Source organism: Vibrio penaeicida (genome assembly GCF_002933855.1).
Lineage (GTDB): Bacteria > Pseudomonadota > Gammaproteobacteria > Enterobacterales > Vibrionaceae > Vibrio > Vibrio penaeicida_A.
The window spans coordinates 309907-328923 of record NZ_BFAQ01000011.1; the positions used below are offsets into that span (position 1 = coordinate 309907).

20 protein-coding genes are annotated in these 19017 nt (G+C 43.8%); 16 read left to right on the top strand and 4 right to left on the bottom strand.

All coding sequences use genetic code 11. The annotated features are described in order from the left end of the window. Positions 1-346 precede the first annotated feature (346 nt). Positions 347-1297 (top strand): 23S rRNA pseudouridine(955/2504/2580) synthase RluC, encoded by a 951-nt coding sequence (rluC, locus tag VPNCDNU1_RS04870; protein WP_104399437.1) that lies wholly within the window; start codon positions 347-349, stop codon positions 1295-1297. A gap of 163 nt (positions 1298-1460) precedes the next feature. On the opposite strand, the gene VPNCDNU1_RS04875 is transcribed toward rluC, so the two are convergent. After that, positions 1461-2045 carry a Maf family protein gene (locus VPNCDNU1_RS04875; protein WP_104399312.1) on the bottom strand — a complete coding sequence of 195 codons (585 nt, stop codon included), beginning with the start codon at positions 2043-2045 and terminating at the stop codon, positions 1461-1463. A gap of 135 nt (positions 2046-2180) precedes the next feature. Here VPNCDNU1_RS04875 and yceD point away from each other — a divergent pair, with 135 nt between their 5' ends. From yceD to ptsG, 14 genes are all read left to right on the top strand, one after another. Further along, positions 2181-2705 (top strand): 23S rRNA accumulation protein YceD, encoded by a 525-nt coding sequence (yceD, locus tag VPNCDNU1_RS04880; RefSeq protein WP_104399313.1) that lies wholly within the window; start codon positions 2181-2183, stop codon positions 2703-2705. A gap of 30 nt (positions 2706-2735) precedes the next feature. Further along, complete coding sequence (gene rpmF, locus VPNCDNU1_RS04885; protein WP_004406120.1) at positions 2736-2906, top strand: 50S ribosomal protein L32; 171 nt, start codon at positions 2736-2738, stop codon at positions 2904-2906. 9 nt (positions 2907-2915) lie between these two features. Beyond that, positions 2916-3941 carry a phosphate acyltransferase PlsX gene (plsX, locus tag VPNCDNU1_RS04890; RefSeq protein ID WP_104399314.1) on the top strand — a complete coding sequence of 342 codons (1026 nt, stop codon included), beginning with the start codon at positions 2916-2918 and terminating at the stop codon, positions 3939-3941. A 5-nt stretch (positions 3942-3946) separates the two neighbouring features. Beyond that, on the top strand, positions 3947-4900 hold the full coding sequence (locus VPNCDNU1_RS04895; protein ID WP_104399315.1) for a beta-ketoacyl-ACP synthase III: 954 nt from the start codon (positions 3947-3949) through the stop codon (positions 4898-4900). A 94-nt stretch (positions 4901-4994) separates the two neighbouring features. After that, positions 4995-5918 (top strand): ACP S-malonyltransferase, encoded by a 924-nt coding sequence (gene fabD / locus VPNCDNU1_RS04900; RefSeq protein WP_104399316.1) that lies wholly within the window; start codon positions 4995-4997, stop codon positions 5916-5918. A gap of 38 nt (positions 5919-5956) precedes the next feature. Further along, positions 5957-6691, top strand: coding sequence for a 3-oxoacyl-ACP reductase FabG (gene fabG, locus VPNCDNU1_RS04905; protein ID WP_167404728.1), 735 nt, complete (start codon positions 5957-5959; stop codon positions 6689-6691). A gap of 167 nt (positions 6692-6858) precedes the next feature. Then, positions 6859-7092: an acyl carrier protein gene (acpP, locus tag VPNCDNU1_RS04910; RefSeq protein WP_004406112.1), complete on the top strand. Its 234-nt coding sequence runs from the start codon at positions 6859-6861 to the stop codon at positions 7090-7092. Between the two features lie 96 nt (positions 7093-7188). Beyond that, positions 7189-8433 (top strand): beta-ketoacyl-ACP synthase II, encoded by a 1245-nt coding sequence (gene fabF / locus VPNCDNU1_RS04915; protein ID WP_104399318.1) that lies wholly within the window; start codon positions 7189-7191, stop codon positions 8431-8433. Between the two features lie 117 nt (positions 8434-8550). Further along, a complete protein-coding gene (gene pabC / locus VPNCDNU1_RS04920; RefSeq protein WP_104399319.1) occupies positions 8551-9357 on the top strand; it encodes an aminodeoxychorismate lyase in 807 nt (268 codons plus the stop codon). After that, on the top strand, positions 9354-10370 hold the full coding sequence (gene mltG / locus VPNCDNU1_RS04925; protein ID WP_104399320.1) for an endolytic transglycosylase MltG: 1017 nt from the start codon (positions 9354-9356) through the stop codon (positions 10368-10370). The genes pabC and mltG overlap by 4 nt, the downstream gene beginning before the upstream one ends. Continuing rightward, positions 10367-11005 carry a dTMP kinase gene (gene tmk / locus VPNCDNU1_RS04930; RefSeq protein WP_104399321.1) on the top strand — a complete coding sequence of 213 codons (639 nt, stop codon included), beginning with the start codon at positions 10367-10369 and terminating at the stop codon, positions 11003-11005. Before mltG ends, tmk begins: the two co-directional genes overlap by 4 nt. Next, positions 11005-11964: a DNA polymerase III subunit delta' gene (gene holB / locus VPNCDNU1_RS04935; RefSeq protein WP_104399322.1), complete on the top strand. Its 960-nt coding sequence runs from the start codon at positions 11005-11007 to the stop codon at positions 11962-11964. Before tmk ends, holB begins: the two co-directional genes overlap by 1 nt. After that, positions 11954-12718, top strand: coding sequence for a TatD family hydrolase (locus VPNCDNU1_RS04940; protein WP_104399323.1), 765 nt, complete (start codon positions 11954-11956; stop codon positions 12716-12718). Before holB ends, VPNCDNU1_RS04940 begins: the two co-directional genes overlap by 11 nt. A gap of 483 nt (positions 12719-13201) precedes the next feature. Next, complete coding sequence (ptsG, locus tag VPNCDNU1_RS04945; RefSeq protein WP_104399324.1) at positions 13202-14701, top strand: PTS glucose transporter subunit IIBC; 1500 nt, start codon at positions 13202-13204, stop codon at positions 14699-14701. A 69-nt stretch (positions 14702-14770) separates the two neighbouring features. Here ptsG and VPNCDNU1_RS04950 read toward each other — a convergent pair whose 3' ends face one another. The 3 genes from VPNCDNU1_RS04950 to VPNCDNU1_RS04960 are packed head-to-tail and all read right to left on the bottom strand — an operon-like array spanning position 14771 to position 17453. Then, complete coding sequence (locus tag VPNCDNU1_RS04950) at positions 14771-15553, bottom strand: heme ABC transporter ATP-binding protein (RefSeq protein ID WP_104399325.1); 783 nt, start codon at positions 15551-15553, stop codon at positions 14771-14773. Next, entirely contained in the window at positions 15550-16584 is a 1035-nt protein-coding gene (locus VPNCDNU1_RS04955; protein ID WP_104399326.1) for a FecCD family ABC transporter permease, read from the bottom strand. Before VPNCDNU1_RS04955 ends, VPNCDNU1_RS04950 begins: the two co-directional genes overlap by 4 nt. A gap of 2 nt (positions 16585-16586) precedes the next feature. Then, positions 16587-17453 carry a heme/hemin ABC transporter substrate-binding protein gene (locus VPNCDNU1_RS04960; protein WP_104399327.1) on the bottom strand — a complete coding sequence of 289 codons (867 nt, stop codon included), beginning with the start codon at positions 17451-17453 and terminating at the stop codon, positions 16587-16589. 195 nt (positions 17454-17648) lie between these two features. On the opposite strand from VPNCDNU1_RS04960, the gene hutW reads away from it, so the two are divergent. Next, entirely contained in the window at positions 17649-19013 is a 1365-nt protein-coding gene (gene hutW / locus VPNCDNU1_RS04965; RefSeq protein ID WP_104399328.1) for a heme anaerobic degradation radical SAM methyltransferase ChuW/HutW, read from the top strand. Positions 19014-19017 lie beyond the last annotated feature (4 nt).

Consider the following 19017-nt stretch of genomic DNA (forward strand, 5'->3'; position numbering starts at 1 on the left):
AACTGACTTTACATCGTCTTATTTGTTGGTATGAGTACGAAATGTAATCAATTTGACCATTGCAGCACTGAACTATAGCAGTGCAGAGAAAAGTGGGCAATCAGCTTTCTATTAATGTGTTAAAAAAATGAGAGATGAAATACACGTAGACTTTGTAATCTACTGTTATTAATGACTTAATTGGCGGTAAATCCAACCTTGTACAATTATTCACCCACTAGTTATTCACAACTTTTTTCACCGATAGAAATAAAAAGTTTTGATCTTTTCGTGAAACTCTTATTTTCGTTGGGCTGACAGTGCATTTTGACTGGTGAAGTGGAGCGAAAATGTTAGAATGCGCGACATGAACGAAATCAAAACAACCGTACAGTTTGTCGATATCGACGAAGATATGGCTGGGCAAAGAATTGATAACTTTTTGCGCAACCAACTTAAAAATATCCCTAAAAGCATGATTTATCGTATTTTGCGTAAAGGCGAAGTACGTGTAAATAAAAAAAGAATCAAAGCGGAGTATAAGCTTCAGCCTGGGGATACCGTGCGTATACCCCCAGTAAAAATAACGGCTGAGCCTGAAGCTGCCCCGGTAAGTACTAAGCTAAACAAAGTGGCAGAGCTGGAACAACACATCATCTTCGAAGATGATCATATGTTGATTCTTAATAAGCCCTCTGGCATTGCTGTGCATGGCGGAAGCGGTCTTAAGTTTGGTGCGATAGAAGCGTTACGTGCGCTTAGACCTGATGCGCGTTTTTTGGAACTTGTCCATCGCATCGATCGTGACACTTCTGGCATTTTGTTAGTGGCAAAGAAGCGTTCAGCATTGAGGCACCTACAAGCTCAATTTCGTGAAAAAACGGTACAAAAATACTATTTTGCTTTGGTGATGGGGCAGTGGAAAAACAGCTGTAAAGTGGTTAACGCGCCTCTTCTTAAAAATGAAGTAAACAGCATAGTTAGAGTGAACCCGAAAGGTAAGCCCTCTGAAACTCGATTTAAAGTTTTAGAGAAATTTGAGCATGCCACGCTGATACAAGCCAGTCCAATTACCGGAAGAACTCATCAAATTCGGGTTCATGTACAATACACCGGGCACCCTATTGGCTGGGATGATCGTTATGGTGATCCTCGATTTGATGCTTATACGTCCAAGGTGGGTTTAAATAGGTTGTTCTTGCACGCGGCGAACATTAAATTTGAGCACCCCGGTTCGAGCGAAAAGGTCGATATTTCGGCGCCAATGGGCGATAAATTGGAAAAAGTGCTGAAAGGGCTTAGAGAACTAGAAAGATAACTTCGTTTCTCGATAGTTCTTTTGTTCTAACCAATATTACGTTGTCAGTCTCTGATGAACGCACACTGATAGTAAGAAGACCGCACGAAAATGCGGTCTCTGTCGGAAGTTAGCTCATTTTTAAAATGTGTTAGCAAAGTTAATTTGAGGTGTGTTAGCAAAATTAAATAGCACGAATACCTTGCTTTTCTAACATGGCAGTTAACGTTATCAATGGTAACCCAACTAGCGTATTCGGGTCTTTGCCTTCTAGCCTTTCGAACAGTGCGATACCAAGCCCTTCACTCTTAAAACCCCCAGCGCAAAAATAGGGCTCTTCTTTGTTTACATAATTTTCAATCATACTGTCAGTTAACTGACGGAAATGAACAACAAACGTATCCAATTCAACATCACAGTCGTCATTCTCTGTATTATAAAGAGCAACCCCAGTATAGAAGGTGATGCTCTTACCACTCTGAGCCTGAAGCTGTTTAATCGCTTTTTCTCGAGTGTGAGGTTTCCCAACGATTTTTCCGTCGATAACGCATACTTGGTCGGAGCCAATGATCAATGCAGGTGAAAGAGTTGGACAAGAGCGAGCTTTGAGCTCTGCCAACCTCAAAACAAGTGCTTGTGGTGTTTCGTCTTCATGAATGGTTTCTTCACAGTTTGGGGAGGCGACAGAAAAGGGGAGGTTCAACTTTTCTAAGATGGAGCGTCTAAACGGAGAAGTCGATGCTAAAATCAGTTCCGGAGTCGTATTCATTTTGGTCAGGATTATTACGGGTTTGGGGAAGAATAAACTAAGTTTTATTGCTTATCTTCGAAATAAGGAAAAAAACGCATTTTTTTATCCTTTTTCTTTGACTCATGAAGATTTGAACGATAATATTCGCGCCCTATGCAAAAGGTAAAAATACCGCGAACGGTTGACCCAGCAAAAGCTGCTCAAAAAAGATTGGATTACGATGGCATCATCCAAACTAGTCTTTTCAAGCGCTTAGCAGACACAGCCGAAGGCGTAAAACGTGACGCAAAAGTCTCATTGTCCTTTGGGCATGATGAACAGCGATTAGTCGTTATCTCTGGTAAAGCTAACGTCGAAATCGATTTAGAATGTCAACGTTGTAATGAAGTTTTCACACAAGCGTGTGAAGTCCAATTTACTTATACTCCCTTCTATAGTGAGAAAAGTGAAGAGGATGCACCGGAAGAGTACGATTTGGTAGATCTGAACGAGTACGGTGAAGTCGACTTAATACAACTTGTTGAAGATGAGTTCATCTTATCCTTGCCTCAAGTAGCAATGCACGATGATGCGGATTGTAGCGTTAATTCAGACAATTTGGTGTTTGGCGAAATCCCCGAAGAAGTGGTGGATGAAAAACCGAACCCATTTGATGTTTTAAAAGACTTAAAACGTTAATTTTTAAGTATTAACATAGGAGTAGGGTCAATGGCCGTACAAAAGAGTAAGAAATCACGTTCAATGCGTGGCATGCGTCGTTCACACGATGCACTAACTTCTAGTGCACTTTCTGTAGACGCAACTTCAGGTGAAACTCACCTACGTCACAACGTGACTGCTGACGGTTACTACCGTGGCAAAAAGGTTATCAACAAGTAAGGTTAACCTTTGCAAACTATTACCGTTGCACTCGATGCAATGGGCGGGGATTTCGGTCCTCGCGTAACAGTGCCTGCCGCCGTGCAGGCATTGTCGCATTTCCCAGAGCTAAAAGTGATCTTAATTGGTGATCGCGACCTGATCACGTCTCAACTTTCCCGAATTGGGTATATTCCAAATTCTCGCTTAAGCATTAAGCACAGCGATCGAACCATATCTAACACCGTGCGTCCCTCTCAAGCTTTAAGAAACAGCAATGGCAGTTCAATGAAACTGTGTATTGATAGCGTGGAAGAAAACACAGCAGATGCTTGTGTGAGTGGCGGCAATACTGGTGCTTTAATGGCACTATCGCGATTTCGGTTGAAACTGTTACCTGGAATAGAAAGACCTGCTTTGGTCTCAGCACTACCAACAGCCAATGGAAACAAAACGTGGATGTTGGATCTTGGTGCGAACGTATCCTGTGATGCAGATACTTTATTCCAGTTTGCAGTTATGGGCAGTGCCCTTGCTGAACAACACCTCGAACGCACACCTACTGTGGCTATTCTGAACATTGGCGAAGAAGACATAAAGGGCAATGATCTGGTTAAGCGATGCGCTGAGCTGCTATCAGATACCGACGAAGTCAATTACATCGGTTATGTAGAAGGGGATCAGTTATTGCATGATTCAGCTGATGTTGTTGTGTGCGATGGATTCGTCGGCAATGTTTGTCTTAAAACAACAGAAGGGGTTGCGCATTTATTCCTCAACAAACTGAAAAGCCAGCTTGCTGGTTCTGGGGTAAAAGCCTGGATTGCAAGAAAATTGTTTGGTGGTCTTTTAGATGAACTCAAAAACCTGAACCCCGACCAGTATAACGGCGCAAGTTTGTTAGGATTGCGCGGCATTGTCATTAAAAGTCATGGAAGTGCTGATGTATCGGCGGTCGTCAATGCGATTGGCGAAGCGGTACACGAGGTCAAACGACAGGTTCCCAGCCGGATTAGCGATCGTTTGGAAGCGGTTTTACTCGAGAGGCATTATTAGTCTTCATGTATAGCAAAATTTTAGGAACAGGCAGCTACCTGCCGTCTCAAGTGCGTACAAACGCTGACCTAGAGAAAATGGTAGATACAAGTGATGAGTGGATCGTAACTCGTACAGGCATTAAAGAGCGCCGTATCTCTGCGGAGAACGAAACGGTTGCCGACATGGCTTACCACGCTTCTGTTAACGCTATTGAAATGGCGGGTATTGATCGCAGAGATATCGATTTGATTATCGTAGCGACAACCAGTGGAAGCCACGCATTCCCTTCTTCTGCATGCCAGCTTCAGGCTCAGCTCGATATTAGTGGCTGTCCTGCGTTTGATTTAGCGGCAGCGTGTTCTGGGTTTGTCTACGCCTTATCGGTGGCTGATCAACATATTAAAACGGGTATGTGTAAAAACGTACTGGTTGTTGGCTCTGATACGCTCTCTAAAACTTGCGATCCAACTGACCGCTCAACTGTCATCTTATTTGGTGATGGTGCAGGTGCTGTTGTCGTAGGTAGAAGTGAAGAGCCAGGCATTCTTTCTACTCATCTCCACTCAGACGGTCGTTTTGGTGATTTACTAAACTTACCAATGGCTAGTCGAGAAAATGAAGAGTCAGATAAGTGGCTGCATATGGCAGGTAACGAAGTCTTTAAAGTAGCGGTTACTCAGCTTTCCCGATTGGTAAAAGACACACTTGAAGCCAATAAGATGGAAAAAGATGAACTGGATTGGTTGGTGCCCCACCAAGCAAACCTTAGAATTATCACTGCTACCGCTAAGAAATTGTCTATGTCGATGGACCAAGTTGTCGTGACACTAGATCGCCATGGTAATACGTCTGCCGCTACGATTCCGACTGCATTAGATGAAGCGGTACGTGATGGGCGCATCAAGCGCGGTCAGACACTACTACTAGAAGCATTCGGTGGCGGCTTTACTTGGGGCTCGGCTTTAGTCCGATTCTAATGATTTCTGCCAGATCAACACGTTAAATGTTGATCTGGCTTTTTTGTTTTTATTGCATTCTCATATGGGTGCTTAGCTTTGAAGGAAAGTTACGATGAGCAAGTTTGCTGTTGTATTCCCGGGTCAGGGCTCACAAGCTGTTGGCATGTTAGCCGAGCTAGGCGAGCAACACGAAGTAGTAAAAAATACATTTGCTGAGGCTTCTGAAGCGCTTGGTTACGACCTTTGGACTCTGGTTCAAAATGGTCCTGCAGAAGATTTAAATGAGACATTTCGCACTCAGCCTGCTTTGCTAGCCTCTTCTGTTGCTATCTGGCGTGTGTGGCAAGAGCAAGGTCTATCCACTCCGGAAACATTCGCTGGGCATAGCCTTGGTGAGTATTCTGCACTGGTATGTGCTGGTGTTATTGATTTTAAAGAAGCCATCAAGTTAGTTGAGCTTCGCGGTCGTTTAATGCAAGAAGCAGTTCCTGCTGGCACAGGTGCAATGTATGCGATCATTGGATTAGCCGATGATGCTATCGCAAAAGCGTGTGAAGAAGCTGCTCAGGGTGACGTTGTATCCCCTGTGAACTATAACTCTCCTGGTCAAGTAGTTATTGCTGGTAGCAAAGAAGCAGTGGAGCGTGCGGGTGCTTTGTGCAAAGAAGCTGGCGCCAAACGTGCTCTGCCTCTACCTGTATCGGTTCCTTCACACTGTGCATTAATGCAACCTGCTGCAGACAAATTGGCTAAAGCACTTGAGTCTATAGAATTCAATGCACCTAGCATTCCAGTTATCAATAATGTTGATGTGATTGCCGAAACCGACCCTGAAAAAATTAAAGATGCGCTTGTTCGACAACTCCATAGCCCAGTTCGCTGGACTGAAGGTGTTGAAAAGATGAGCGAACAAGGTATCGAAAAACTTTACGAATTGGGACCGGGTAAAGTACTGACAGGTCTAACAAAACGAATTGTGAAGACACTTATCGGTGCAGCTGTTAATGATGCAGCAACGCTAGAAGCAGCTAAATAGCATTTTTAAGTTAGAGAAACTAAGGAATAAACAACATGATGAATCTTGAAGGCAAAATTGCACTGGTTACAGGTGCTAGCCGTGGAATTGGTCGTGCAATTGCTGAACTTTTGGTTGAACGTGGTGCCACAGTAATTGGTACAGCAACAAGTGAAAATGGTGCAGCGGCAATCAGCGAGTACCTAGGTGCGAACGGTAAAGGCCTTGCGTTGAATGTGACGGATGTTGAATCTATCGAGTCTGTTTTAAAGACAATTAACGACGAATTTGGCGCTCTGGACATTCTAGTTAACAACGCGGGCATTACTCGTGATAACCTACTGATGCGTATGAAAGATGATGAGTGGACCGATATCATGGATACCAACTTAACATCGATTTTCCGCTTATCTAAGGCGGTTCTTCGCGGTATGATGAAGAAACGTAACGGTCGTATCATCAATGTTGGTTCTGTTGTTGGTACTATGGGCAACGCTGGTCAAACAAACTACGCGGCTGCTAAAGCGGGTGTAATTGGCTTTACCAAGTCAATGGCACGCGAAGTTGCGTCTCGTGGTGTGACGGTGAACACAGTTGCGCCAGGTTTTATCGAAACTGATATGACAAAAGCGCTGAATGATGACCAACGTGCTGCTACACTAGCGTCTGTACCAGCAGGTCGTCTTGGTGACCCACGTGAAATTGCATCTGCGGTTGTGTTTTTAGCATCACCAGAAGCGGCTTACATTACAGGTGAAACCCTGCATGTAAACGGTGGTATGTACATGGTTTAAGTCTTGCGTAATTGATTTATGCATGATTTAGGTCAAAAATGTACCGAATTTCGGGAAAAATCGCGCAAATTGTGGTTTGACCAGCAAGGTCACCCTTGCAACTTTTAAAAGTTTGAATAAACTACGGAAAACATCGCATAAAGCGAAGTCTGTAAAGGAAAAGAAAAATGAGCAACATCGAAGAACGCGTAAAGAAAATCATTGTTGAACAGCTAGGTGTAGACGAAGCAGAAGTTAAAAACGAAGCTTCATTCGTAGACGATCTAGGTGCTGATTCTCTGGACACTGTAGAGCTAGTTATGGCTCTAGAGGAAGAGTTCGACACTGAGATTCCAGACGAAGAAGCTGAGAAAATCACAACTGTTCAAGCTGCAATTGACTACGTGAACAGCGCTCAGTAATTTGCACTTCCAGGCGGTCATCCTTGACCGCCTGAGTTTTTATCGACTATCTTCTATCCTTTCACTTAATCAATTTCAATTCCGGAGAGTTATATCGTGTCCAAGCGTCGTGTAGTTGTCACTGGCATGGGTATGTTGTCACCGGTAGGCAACACTGTAGAATCAGCATGGAAAGCCCTGTTAGCAGGTCAGAGTGGTATCGTTGATATCGATCACTTTGATACTTCCGAATTCACAACTCGTTTTGCAGGTATAGTCAAAGACTTTAACTGCGAAGAGTACATGTCTAAAAAAGACGCCCGTAAGATGGATCTATTCATCCAGTATGGTATTGCTGCGGGTATTCAAGCGCTTGATGATTCAGGCCTAACGATAACCGAAGAAAACGGCCCTCGAATTGGTGCTGCGATTGGTTCTGGTATCGGCGGTCTTGGCTTGATTGAAGCCGGTCATACAGCGTTGCGCGAAAAAGGTCCACGTAAAATTAGCCCATTTTTCGTGCCATCGACAATCGTTAATATGATTGCTGGTCACCTTTCAATAATGAGAGGTCTACGCGGTCCAAATATCGCTATTTCTACAGCCTGTACAACTGGCTTACACAATATCGGACACGCGGCACGTATGATTGCATACGGTGATGCAGATGCGATGGTAGCAGGTGGTGCAGAAAAAGCTTCAACACAACTTGGCATCGGTGGCTTCGGTGCAGCGAAAGCATTGTCTACCCGTAACGACGAACCTCAACGTGCTTCACGCCCTTGGGATAAAGACCGAGATGGCTTTGTTCTAGGTGATGGCGCTGGAATGATGGTTCTTGAAGAGTACGAGCATGCTAAAGCGCGTGGTGCGAAAATCTATTGTGAGCTTGTTGGCTTTGGTATGAGTGGTGATGCTTACCACATGACTTCTCCAAGCGAAGACGGTTCTGGTGGTGCGCTAGCGATGGAAGCTGCGATGCGTGATGCGGGTGTAACGGGTGAACAAATCGGTTATGTTAACGCTCACGGTACATCTACACCAGCAGGTGATATCGCTGAAATTAAAGGCGTTAAGCGTGCACTAGGTGAAGCGGGTTCAGCACAAGTGTTGGTTTCTTCTACCAAGTCTATGATTGGTCATTTACTTGGGGCAGCAGGTTCTGTTGAAGCGATCATTACTGCAATGGCACTTGTTGACCAAGAAGTGCCACCTACTATCAACCTTGATAACCCAGACGAAGGCACCGAAGGCATTGACCTAGTTCCTCATACGTCTCGTAAAGTCGATATGGAGTACGCATTGTGTAACTCATTTGGCTTTGGTGGAACCAACGGTTCATTGATCTTCAAAAAGATCTGATGCGATTCTAAAAGAATCGATAGAGTAGTATAGTTAAGCTTGTTTTAAAGCGGCTTGATGCTTAGCATTGAGCCGCTTTTGTTTGTATGGAGTAGCTTTTGTATTTATGGAGCAGCTATGATTCTCGTCAATGGACGCCCCCAAGAATTACTTTCAGTTTCTGATCGAAGTTTCCAATATGGAGACGGTTGCTTTTCGACTCTTCTCACCTGCAAAAAACAAATCCAAGCATGGAATTATCATAAAGAGCGTCTTGCATCTTGTTTGAAAACCCTTAGGATTCCAGCGCCGAATTGGGGAGACGTTTATGCATGGTGCAACAAAGTTGCTTTAGATAAAGAAAAAGCAGGTCTGAAAATCCATATAAGCCGAGGTACAGGGGGAAGAGGTTACGGTATTGCGGGCACATCTGCACCAACCGTAACCATTACAGCGTTCGACTACCCAGAGCATTACAACGAATGGGTCAGTAAAGGCGTGTCGTTAGGCATTTGTGAAACTCATTTAGGTCACCAACCTTTGCTTGCTGGTCTTAAGCACAACAACCGATTAGAGCAAGTATTGGTTAAAGCCGAGATAGAACAGAATGGTTGGAATGAAGCGATCGTCTGTGACTTTGAAGGCAACGTTATAGAAACCAGTGTGGCTAATTTATTTTGGGTGGACTCTGAATTTAGACTGTGTACGCCAAAGCTTAATTTGTGTGGTGTGGCGGGCATAATGCGCAAACAAGTCATTGAAGAAGCTATCACCAAGAAAATGACGCTTGTAGAACGCGTATTTTCCATTGAAGAGCTATTGAATGCAAAAGAAGTCTTTATGACCAATGCATTACTTCAAGTTTGCCCAATTACTTCTATTGATAAAACCCACTTCGAAATCGGTTCTCTAACCAAAACTTTCCAGGAGATATTTGTAACGTGATTAAAAAAATTGCGGTTTTTCTGGCTCTCTGCGCTGTGATCTTGGCAGCTGCAGGGTTTTACGTCAGTCAACAGGTTCAACAGTACATTAATCAACCAGTCACTAACTCTCAGCCAGAGCTACTTACCATCAAGTCGGGCACGAGCTTCCAAGGCGTATTAGCACAATTTGAAAATGCGGGCTGGATTAGCACAAGTCCTTTCTCAAAACTTATTCGTCATGTCTATCCCGAACTCGTACAAGTAAAAGCGGGTACCTTTTTGTTGAAGTCAGGAATGACGCTAAGCGAAGCGCTTGTCTTTTTAAGAGAAGGCAAAGAGCATCAATTTGCTATTACTTTTGTTGAGGGAACAACCTTTAAAGAGTGGCGAGCAATATTGGATACTACTGAACATCTTCGTCATCTTACTCGCGGAAAATCTGAGGCGGAAATTGCGGAAGCGCTCAGTATAAACAAGCAAAAATTGGAAGGCTTGTTTCTCGCTGAGACGTATCATTTTACCGCTGGTGCTTCAGATTTAGATATTCTTAAACGAGCGCATCGCGATCTAAATACAACGCTTAATAATGCATGGGAAGGCAAACAAGAAAAGTTGCCACTGAAGTCGACATACGAAGCTTTAATCTTGGCGTCAATTATTGAGAAAGAAACGGCGCTCGATGAAGAAAGGGAGCGAGTATCATCGGTATTCATCAACCGCTTAAACAAAGGTATGCGTCTTCAAACTGACCCGACGGTGATTTATGGTATGGGTGAAAGCTATGATGGTAATATTCGAAAGAAAGATTTGCGTACACCTACACCGTACAACACATATGTGATCAAAGGGTTACCCCCAACACCTATAGCAATGGCGGGTCCAGCCTCTATAGAAGCGGCGTTGAATCCAGAAAGTAGTCATTACTTATATTTTGTAGCCAGTGGTCATGGTGGGCACGTATTCAGCAAGAATTTGGCTGCTCACAACCGAGCAGTAAGACAATATTTGAAAGTATTAAGAAGTAAAAAATGAATTCAGCGAAGTTTATTGTAATCGAAGGTCTTGAAGGCGCAGGAAAAAGCACGGCTATTCAGGCTGTAAAAGAAAAATTGGCACAATATGGTGTGCAGAATATTGTTAACACCAGAGAACCAGGCGGCACGGCGTTGGCTGAGAAAATGCGCTCGTTGGTGAAAGAAGAACACGAAGGCGAAGCCCTTCAAGATATTTCTGAATTGTTGCTCATGTACGCCGCTCGAGTTCAACTCGTTGAAACGGTTATTAAACCAGCCTTAGATTCTGGAGCTTGGGTTGTAGGTGATAGACACGATATGTCATCGCAGGCATATCAAGGTGGTGGGCGTGAAATAGCACGTGACACAATGGAATCACTGAAAAAAGTGTCTTTAGGTGACTTCAAACCAGATCTGACGTTATACCTCGATATCGATCCACGTGTTGGATTAGAGCGCGCACGAGGGCGAGGTGAACTGGACCGTATTGAAAAAATGGATATTAGCTTTTTTGAGCGTACTCGTCAGCGTTATCTTGAAATCGCAGAGTCTGACCCAAGTGTTGTGATCGTGAATGCCGAGCAAGCAATTGACGATGTCGCTCAGAATCTAAACCAAGCCTTGCAAAATTGGCTAGAATTGCTGGAGAAATAATGACCGATCTGCATCCTTGGCTACGCCTTACATGGAACCATTGGCAATCGTTGCTAAACAACGACCGTGTGACGGGCGCTTTATTGTGCCATGCCTCTGAAGGGTTAGGTGCGCAGCAATTAGTCGATAAGTTTGCACAAGCTTTGGTATGCAGTAACGCAACAGACGAGGCATGCGGTTTTTGCCATAGTTGTGATTTGTCTAAGTCTGGTAGTCATCCAGATATACACAGTATTGCACCTGAAAAGGAAGGCAAATCGATTGTTGTTGATCAAATCCGCCAAGCCAATCGGTGGGCTCTCGAATCGTCACAACTTGGTGGAAAGCGCCTCATCATTATTAGCCCTGCTGAGGCAATGAATGAATCGGCATCCAATGCTTTGTTAAAAACATTAGAGTCCCCTGCGGAAAATTGTGTCTTTTTACTGATGTCGGCGGATAAACATAAGCTACTTCCTACTATCGTGAGCCGTTGCCAGCAGTGGGATATCGCAACGCCTGAATTTGCTGATGCGATGTCTTGGCTAAACCAACATGCTGAGATGCCAGTCAGCGAACTGGCACTGAAACTCAGCCATGGCGCTCCATTAGCCGCACTAACGTTCGCGCGTGACGGTCAAGAAAAGCAGTTTGAAACATTACTGAATAGCTTGTCACTTCAACTTTCTTCAGCCATCCCTTCATACCATAGCTTCTGGTCCGCCATTAAGGATCAGCCAGTCGAACGCCTTGGGTGGTTGAGTTTTGCGCTTACTAGCGCTCAGAAAGACTTTTTTATCCAAGAAAAAAGTACCTATCTAGAGCCTATTTTGAAACGGATTGACTATGATCTGGCGTATAAAAAAACTCGACAACTTAACCAATTAATTCATCAATTGAAGATGTTTCCTGGATTAAATGCAGAACTGCTTGTCGCAGACTGGTTTTTAGATTTACACGAGAAGAAAAATGTTTGTTGATTCGCATTGTCACCTAGATAAATTAAATTATGAAGAGCTGCATACTGGTGTGGCTGACGTCGTAGAGAAAGCGGGAAAAGCCAACGTTGAACATTTGCTTTCCGTTGGCGTTACCCTTGATAGCTTTCCTAAAATGATGGAGATGATTGAGCCATTCAGCAACATATCGGCTTCATGTGGAGTACACCCTTTGGATGTGGAAAGTGCATTTTGCTTAGATAAGCTTTACGACTACGCAGGTCATCCACGAGTTGTAGCTATCGGTGAAACGGGGTTGGATTATCATTATAAGCCAGAGACCAAAGCGCTGCAGCTAGAGCGCTTTGAGCAACAAGTCGCTTTAGCGGTTGAAGTTGATAAGCCACTTATTATTCACACTAGGAATGCGCGTGAAGATACTTTGAAAACTCTCAGAGATGGAAACGCGCAAAAGTGCGGTGGTGTGATCCACTGTTTTACAGAAGACTTACCATTTGCAGAAGCGGCGATGGAGTTGGGGTTTTACATTTCGATTTCTGGCATAGTCACATTTCGCGCTGCGACGGAATTAAAGGAAGTTGTACAAGCGCTGCCATTGGATAGGTTGCTAATCGAAACAGACTCTCCATACTTAGCCCCAATTCCTCACCGTGGAAAAGAGAACCAACCCGCTTATGTGGTCGAGGTAGCTCAATACATTGCGCAGTTAAAAAACGTGTCGTTAGGCGAAGTTGCTCAAGTAACAACCAGAAACTTCAGAAATCTTTTTTTGTGATGAAAATACTGAATTGATGAAAAAGGGAGCTTAGGCTCCCTTTTTTTATTCTAATTAGCCCATTTGATGATGTTCACCATATATGTTGATGAATTAAATAACAAAATTGAGCATTTGTAATTTTGTTACATAAAATAACAAGTGTTCAATTTTTGTTTACTTCATGCGTCACGTGTAAATGATGGATATATTCTTATAAAACAAGATCTTATAATTTTGCAAACCTTTGCATTACAAAATTACGATTGTGATCACGGTACTGTTTTGGAACTAAATTTCAGAATGAGATTTAAAGGGTGAGTTAGGTCACGAAATATTTAGAGGCTAAAAATATAATCCATCTCAGGAATTCGTTCCTTTGAAACCTGACATGTTTACTAGAGTGATTGATATCGCGACATCGATATTGATTGTGGATGGTACAAGGCTACGGGGGTGTGCCGTCAGTGTTCAAAATACTAATAATCAATTTGGAGCATAAACATGTTTAAAAATCTTTTCGCTAACCTACAAAAAGTAGGTAAGGCGCTGATGCTTCCCGTCTCTGTGTTGCCGGTCGCGGGTATTCTCTTAGGTGTCGGTGCTGCCGATCTTAGTTTCATTCCAGAAGTTGTCTCTAATCTAATGGAAAAAGCGGGTGGCTCAGTATTTGGTCAGATGCCTTTGCTGTTTGCCGTAGGTGTGGCTCTTGGCTTCACGAATAATGATGGTGTTTCTGGTTTGGCGTCAATCGTTGGTTACGGCATTATGGCTGCGACCATGAGCGTCCTTGCTCAAATGGATGTCGAATCCGCACAAGCGGCAGCTCTAGCTGCTGGACAGGTGTTAGATGACAGAAGCATTGAACTCATTACCAAACAGTATGAGACCGGTGTTCTAGGTGGGATCTTGGTTGGTGGTATTGCTGCTTGGTCATTCAATCGATTCTTCAAAATTCAACTGCCTGAATACTTAGGTTTCTTTGCGGGTAAACGCGCAGTGCCTATCATTACTGGTTTTCTAGCCATTGCGTTGGCGTTAGCGCTTTCCATTGTGTGGCCACCTGTTGCCGTTGTTATGCAAACTTTCTCGGATTGGGCTGCTCATCAAAACCCACAAGTTGCGTTTGGTATTTATGGCGTGATTGAACGCTCATTGATTCCGTTTGGTTTGCACCATGTATGGAATGTTCCTTTCTTTTTTGAAGCGGGCTCATGTGTGAATGCGGCTGGTGAAGCTCAAAACGGCGTTCTTACTTGCTACCTTGTTGCTGATGAAGCATCTCGTGAAGCTGGAAACGGTTTTGGTCAGCTTGCGGGTGGATACATGTTCAAAATGTTTGGCTTGCCAGCTGCGGCAATAGCGATTGCTCAATGTGCAAAACCAGAAAACCGTGCCAAAGTGATGGGTATCATGGCATCTGCTGCTCTGACATCATTCCTTACGGGTATTACTGAACCAATCGAATTCTCATTCCTGTTCGTTGCACCTGTTCTTTATGGTATCCACGCATTGTTAGCCGGTTCTGCATACGTTGTTGCAAATACCTTAGGCTTTGTTCACGGTACGTCGTTCTCACATGGCTTGATCGATTTCATTGTTCTTTCAGGAAATGCGCAGAAGCAACTCCTAATGATCGCAGTGGGCTTAGGCTATGCAGCAATATACTATTTTGTGTTCCGTGCCGTCATTGTAGCGATGGACTTAAAAACGCCTGGTCGTGAAAGCGAATCTGAAGAAGAAGTGGCTGTATCGACTGGAACAGAGTTAGCGGGCGATTTAGTATCAGCATTTGGTGGTAAAGCGAATATTACTGGCTTGGATGCATGTATTACTCGATTGCGCGTATCAGTTGCAGATACGGAGCAAGTTAATCAAGATCAGCTTAAAAAGCTAGGAGCGGCAGGTGTAGTTGTTGTTTCTGGTGGTGTACAAGCTATCTTTGGTACTCGCTCAGACAATCTAAAAACAGACATGGATGAATGGATTCGCAATAACGCTTAATTTGCGTTTGCCTTATCCAACAAAGCCAGCCTTATTACGGGGCTGGCTTTTTGTTTTTTAATGGTGGTATTAAGCAGGGTAGACCACTGGAAAGTCACTTTTTGGGTGTTTGTCTATCAGTGTAGAAAAGCCATAAACCTCTTCAATGAGCTTTGGTTTTAAAGCTGACCACGGTTCGCCATCTTCCACAATTTTGCCTTCGTTTAGGAAGACTAACCTATCTGCATATTGTGCTGCTAAGTTGAGATCATGCAAAACAACAATAACCGCTGCTCCTTCTGCTGCAAGCTTATTGGCAAGATTCAACGTACTGTGTTGATGAGCAAGATCGAGAGCCGAAGTTGGCTCGTCCAGCATAAGAATCTTATTTTCGCTGCTTGAGAGCTGTAGAAGAACTCGTGCGAGGTGGACGCGTTGTTTTTCGCCTCCGGAGAGTGAAGGGTAGAGCCGATCTGCTAAATTTAAAACATCGACTTTTTCCATCATTTCAAAAGCAAGAGTTTGAATATCTGAGTGGGAAATCTTAAGCTGCATAGCGCCAAGCTCTACCACTTCTTTTGCTAGGAAAGGGAAACTCAGTGTGCTGTGTTGAGGCAGCATACCCACGTGTTTCGCGAGTTCACTTTTATTCCAATTCGAGCGTGATTTTCCTAAATATTGGATGTCTGAGTGAGAAGGTATTTCACCATTGAGCAATTTAAGAAGGCTACTTTTTCCAGCACCATTTGAACCTAATAGTGCTGTTACTTGCCCTGAAAAAATTTCGATGGAAAGGTTATCAATGATCTTTCGATTACCAAAACTTAAATTGAGATTCTGTGCAGACAACACTCGAGAATTCTGAGGTATCATATTATTTTCCCTCTTTGCTGAACCAAAATGAACAGGAAAAAAGGTGTACCAATGAGAGCGGTAACAATACCCACAGGCAACTCAGCTGGAGCCACTGCTACGCGAGCTATCATGTCCGACATGGTTAACAGAAGTGCACCAAACAAAGCAGATAACGGGAGTAAGCTTCGATGATCGGGGCCTACCAACATTCTAATTAAGTGCGGAACGACCAAGCCAATGAAGCCTATGATACCTGTTAAGCTTACTGCTACGCCAACGCCCATTGCTGAAAAAATGATGAGCCTTCTTTTAAAGGACTGAACATTTACACCCATGTGTGCAGCTTCAGATTCCCCCAACAACATGGCGTTTAGCGGCATAGCTTCACGCCTGAAGGCAAAGTAAAGTAGCGCCAGAGTTGCAGCACTTAGCGCTATTCCAGACCAAGTTGCACCGGCCAAAGATCCCATTGACCATAGAGAAAGATCTCTTAGAGCTTGATCGTCCGCAGCAAAATTTAGATAACCAATTCCGGCACCACTTAATGCGCTAATGGCAATGCCTGCTAATAGCATTATCGTGACTGATGTACCGAACTTACTCGTGCCCAGTCGGTACACGACCATAGTTGAAATTACGCCACCAATAAAAGCAAAAATTGGAACGGCTAGGAAGTTAATGAAAATTGGCGCATCTTCCAACCAACTGGCAAAAAGTACCATAGCTATCGCGGCACCCAAAAGTGCACCAGCAGAAACGCCTATAATACCGGGCTCGGCAAGCGGATTACGAAATAACCCCTGCATCACCGCTCCACAAAGAGCCAAAATAGCACCAATAATTACACACATAAGGGTACGAGGTAGCCGGATTTCAGTTATGACTACCTGAATATGATTCGGCAATTCAAAAAGTGATGGAAGCAAGCTTTTGAAGCTATCCAATATGGTGATATTCATTGGACCAACCGCAATAGAGCTTGCTGAAATAAACACCAATAACGCAGAAAACAGCAACAACAATGCTGAAATTGGAATTCGTCTGAGCATGGTTAGTTCTTTTCAGGCGCGTATAAAATCTTATTTACGCGCTGAGCTTCTTCAAGTGTCTTAAGCCCCAAACCGCCAACTAAAGCCTGTCCATCAATCGTAACGAAAGCCTTGTTTTTACCTGCTGGTGTTGCGGCTAATAGAGGCATTGATTTTAATATTGCATCAGCACCACCTAACTTTTCCCAACTGCGTCCACTAACAAGAATGACATCTGGCTGCATCTCGACCAAAGACTCCGTTGAAAGTGGTTTATACGATTTTACCGATTGAGCGACTGGGTTGAGCGCACCTGCCAACGTAATTAACGCATCTGGGGTTGTTTCGCTACCTGCAACATTGGCAGGGCGACCTTCATGAATTAGAAGGAAGAGTACACGTTTTTGTTCAGCTTTAGTTGGGTGGTTATTTTGAATGGACTCGATCTTTTCTTGCACGGTTTGTTTTAGTGCACCTGCTTTTTCGTTTGTATGAGTAATGGATGCCACTTCATCAATTCGCTCTAGCAAGCCATCAACAGTAGGGGATGTATTGACAACCTCAACTTTCACACCAGCATTTTTTAACAATGTCAGTGTTGTTTTTGGTCCCATTTCTTCGGAGCCGATAAGCATATTTGGCGACAACGCTAAGAGACCCTCTGCAGACAATTGGCGATGATAACCAATAACAGGCAAGCGCTTTCCTTCTGGTTGTGCGCTGGTGACATCGACGGCAACAAGCTGGGAAGATGCACCAAGCGCGTCAACCAATTCAGTTACTGCAGAGCCCGCACTGATAAGACGCTCTTGGGCGATAAGAGATGTACTTGCTAGCAAAGAAGCCAGTGCAACCGTTAGAGTTTTTAAGAATGAGTGAGTCTTGTCCATAATGTGAAATATTCTTTTTTTGGTTAAAGTTTCAGTTTGTACTGTTGCATATTGTCGCTTTTAGAAATAGATACACTACTGTGACACACTGATACGAATGACACTAATTATCAATTGCATTATCATAATCGGAAACTTACTATATTGCGAGCTTAGTTATCTAAGCCTTTTGAGGCACAATTCGTGTAAGTAAAAATGACTATAAACCTTCAAATGCTAGACGAATCTGTATTGGGTGCATCTACCCCAGATCCGTTGAGATTTGCCTTCGAGAAAAAGCATTCAGCGCACGCTGGCGCTCACGCACAGCCTCCACTTTCTCAAGAGCAATTATCCGAGCAGCTAAAAAAAGTGTTGTCAGATGCACAAGGTGTAGCTGGCAAAAAAAGATGCCTTTATGTTCATGTTCCTTTCTGCCGAGTGCGTTGTACGTTTTGCAATTTCTTTCAGAATGCGGCAAGCCGAAAACTCGTCGATGAATATTTCTCTGCATTGTTAGTAGAACTTGAGCATAAAGCGAAACAGCCTTGGACTCAGTCCAACGCGTTTCATGCTGTGTATATAGGTGGCGGAACACCAACAGATCTGTCACCTGAGCAAATTAGGATTCTCGGAACCAAGATTCGAACCTTGTTCCCACTGACCACGGATTGTGAAATTACACTTGAAGGTCGTATAAATCGTTTCAGTGATGAAATGTTTGATAATGCTTTGGAAGGTGGGTTTAACCGCTTTTCTTTTGGTGTACAGAGTTTTAATACGCTTGTTCGCCGAACAGCGAAACGCTTAGATGACAGAGAAGCGGTGCTTAATCGCCTGTCTGAGCTGAGCCGTCAAGAAGCAGCACCCATTGTTATCGATTTACTCTACGGTTTGCCTCATCAGAATACTGAGGTTTTTGAGCAAGATCTGATGGATTACATAGATACAGGTGCACATGGTATTGATTTGTACCAATTGATGGTTGGAGGCTCTGCTCCGATGATCAATTTAGTTGAAAAAGGAAAAATGCCTCCGCCGGCATCAACTCCTGAAAAGGCAGCATTGTTCGCACAGGGTGTGGATTTTATGTCGAAGCACCACATCAAGCGACTGAGTGTTAACCATTGGGCTCGAGATAACCGCGAACGTAGTCTGTATAACAGTATCGCAAAAACATCTGCTGAGGTTTTACCTGTCGGGTGTGGAGCGGGAGGGCATTTGTCAGGGTATTCATTGATGAATGTACGCACTCTCGAACAATATAATGAACGGGTGAAATCGGGTTTACCGACAGCCGCTATGATGATGCCCCGATCTTTGCACGCCGATTTGCACGATGAAGTAAAAGCAGGCTTTGATTCTGGAGTTCTACGCGCAAGTTGTCTTGAAAATGCTGGATATTCTGGAGTGTTTTCATGGCTAAGACCATTGTTTGAAAACTGGCAGGAAAAAGGCTTGGTCAATGCTGAAGTAGACTACCTTACGCTGACAGTGGCTGGCTCATTTTGGTCAGTTACATTGGCTCAGGGTGTGATTCACGCATTGCAATACTATGAAAGAGAAGCCTGCGTGGCTTAGCTCT

Coding starts and splice junctions, on each gene's coding strand:
- VPNCDNU1_RS04950 (WP_104399325.1), bottom strand. CDS start 15,553: ATGATACCTCAGAATTCTCGAGTGTTGTCTGCACAGAATCTCAATTTA.
- fabD (WP_104399316.1), top strand. CDS start 4,995: ATGAGCAAGTTTGCTGTTGTATTCCCGGGTCAGGGCTCACAAGCTGTT.
- fabG (WP_167404728.1), top strand. CDS start 5,957: ATGAATCTTGAAGGCAAAATTGCACTGGTTACAGGTGCTAGCCGTGGA.
- VPNCDNU1_RS04875 (WP_104399312.1), bottom strand. CDS start 2,045: ATGAATACGACTCCGGAACTGATTTTAGCATCGACTTCTCCGTTTAGA.
- ptsG (WP_104399324.1), top strand. CDS start 13,202: ATGTTTAAAAATCTTTTCGCTAACCTACAAAAAGTAGGTAAGGCGCTG.
- VPNCDNU1_RS04940 (WP_104399323.1), top strand. CDS start 11,954: ATGTTTGTTGATTCGCATTGTCACCTAGATAAATTAAATTATGAAGAG.
- pabC (WP_104399319.1), top strand. CDS start 8,551: ATGATTCTCGTCAATGGACGCCCCCAAGAATTACTTTCAGTTTCTGAT.
- VPNCDNU1_RS04955 (WP_104399326.1), bottom strand. CDS start 16,584: ATGCTCAGACGAATTCCAATTTCAGCATTGTTGTTGCTGTTTTCTGCG.
- VPNCDNU1_RS04960 (WP_104399327.1), bottom strand. CDS start 17,453: ATGGACAAGACTCACTCATTCTTAAAAACTCTAACGGTTGCACTGGCT.
- rluC (WP_104399437.1), top strand. CDS start 347: ATGAACGAAATCAAAACAACCGTACAGTTTGTCGATATCGACGAAGAT.
- acpP (WP_004406112.1), top strand. CDS start 6,859: ATGAGCAACATCGAAGAACGCGTAAAGAAAATCATTGTTGAACAGCTA.
- rpmF (WP_004406120.1), top strand. CDS start 2,736: ATGGCCGTACAAAAGAGTAAGAAATCACGTTCAATGCGTGGCATGCGT.
- holB (WP_104399322.1), top strand. CDS start 11,005: ATGACCGATCTGCATCCTTGGCTACGCCTTACATGGAACCATTGGCAA.
- tmk (WP_104399321.1), top strand. CDS start 10,367: ATGAATTCAGCGAAGTTTATTGTAATCGAAGGTCTTGAAGGCGCAGGA.
- hutW (WP_104399328.1), top strand. CDS start 17,649: ATGACTATAAACCTTCAAATGCTAGACGAATCTGTATTGGGTGCATCT.
- VPNCDNU1_RS04895 (WP_104399315.1), top strand. CDS start 3,947: ATGTATAGCAAAATTTTAGGAACAGGCAGCTACCTGCCGTCTCAAGTG.
- yceD (WP_104399313.1), top strand. CDS start 2,181: ATGCAAAAGGTAAAAATACCGCGAACGGTTGACCCAGCAAAAGCTGCT.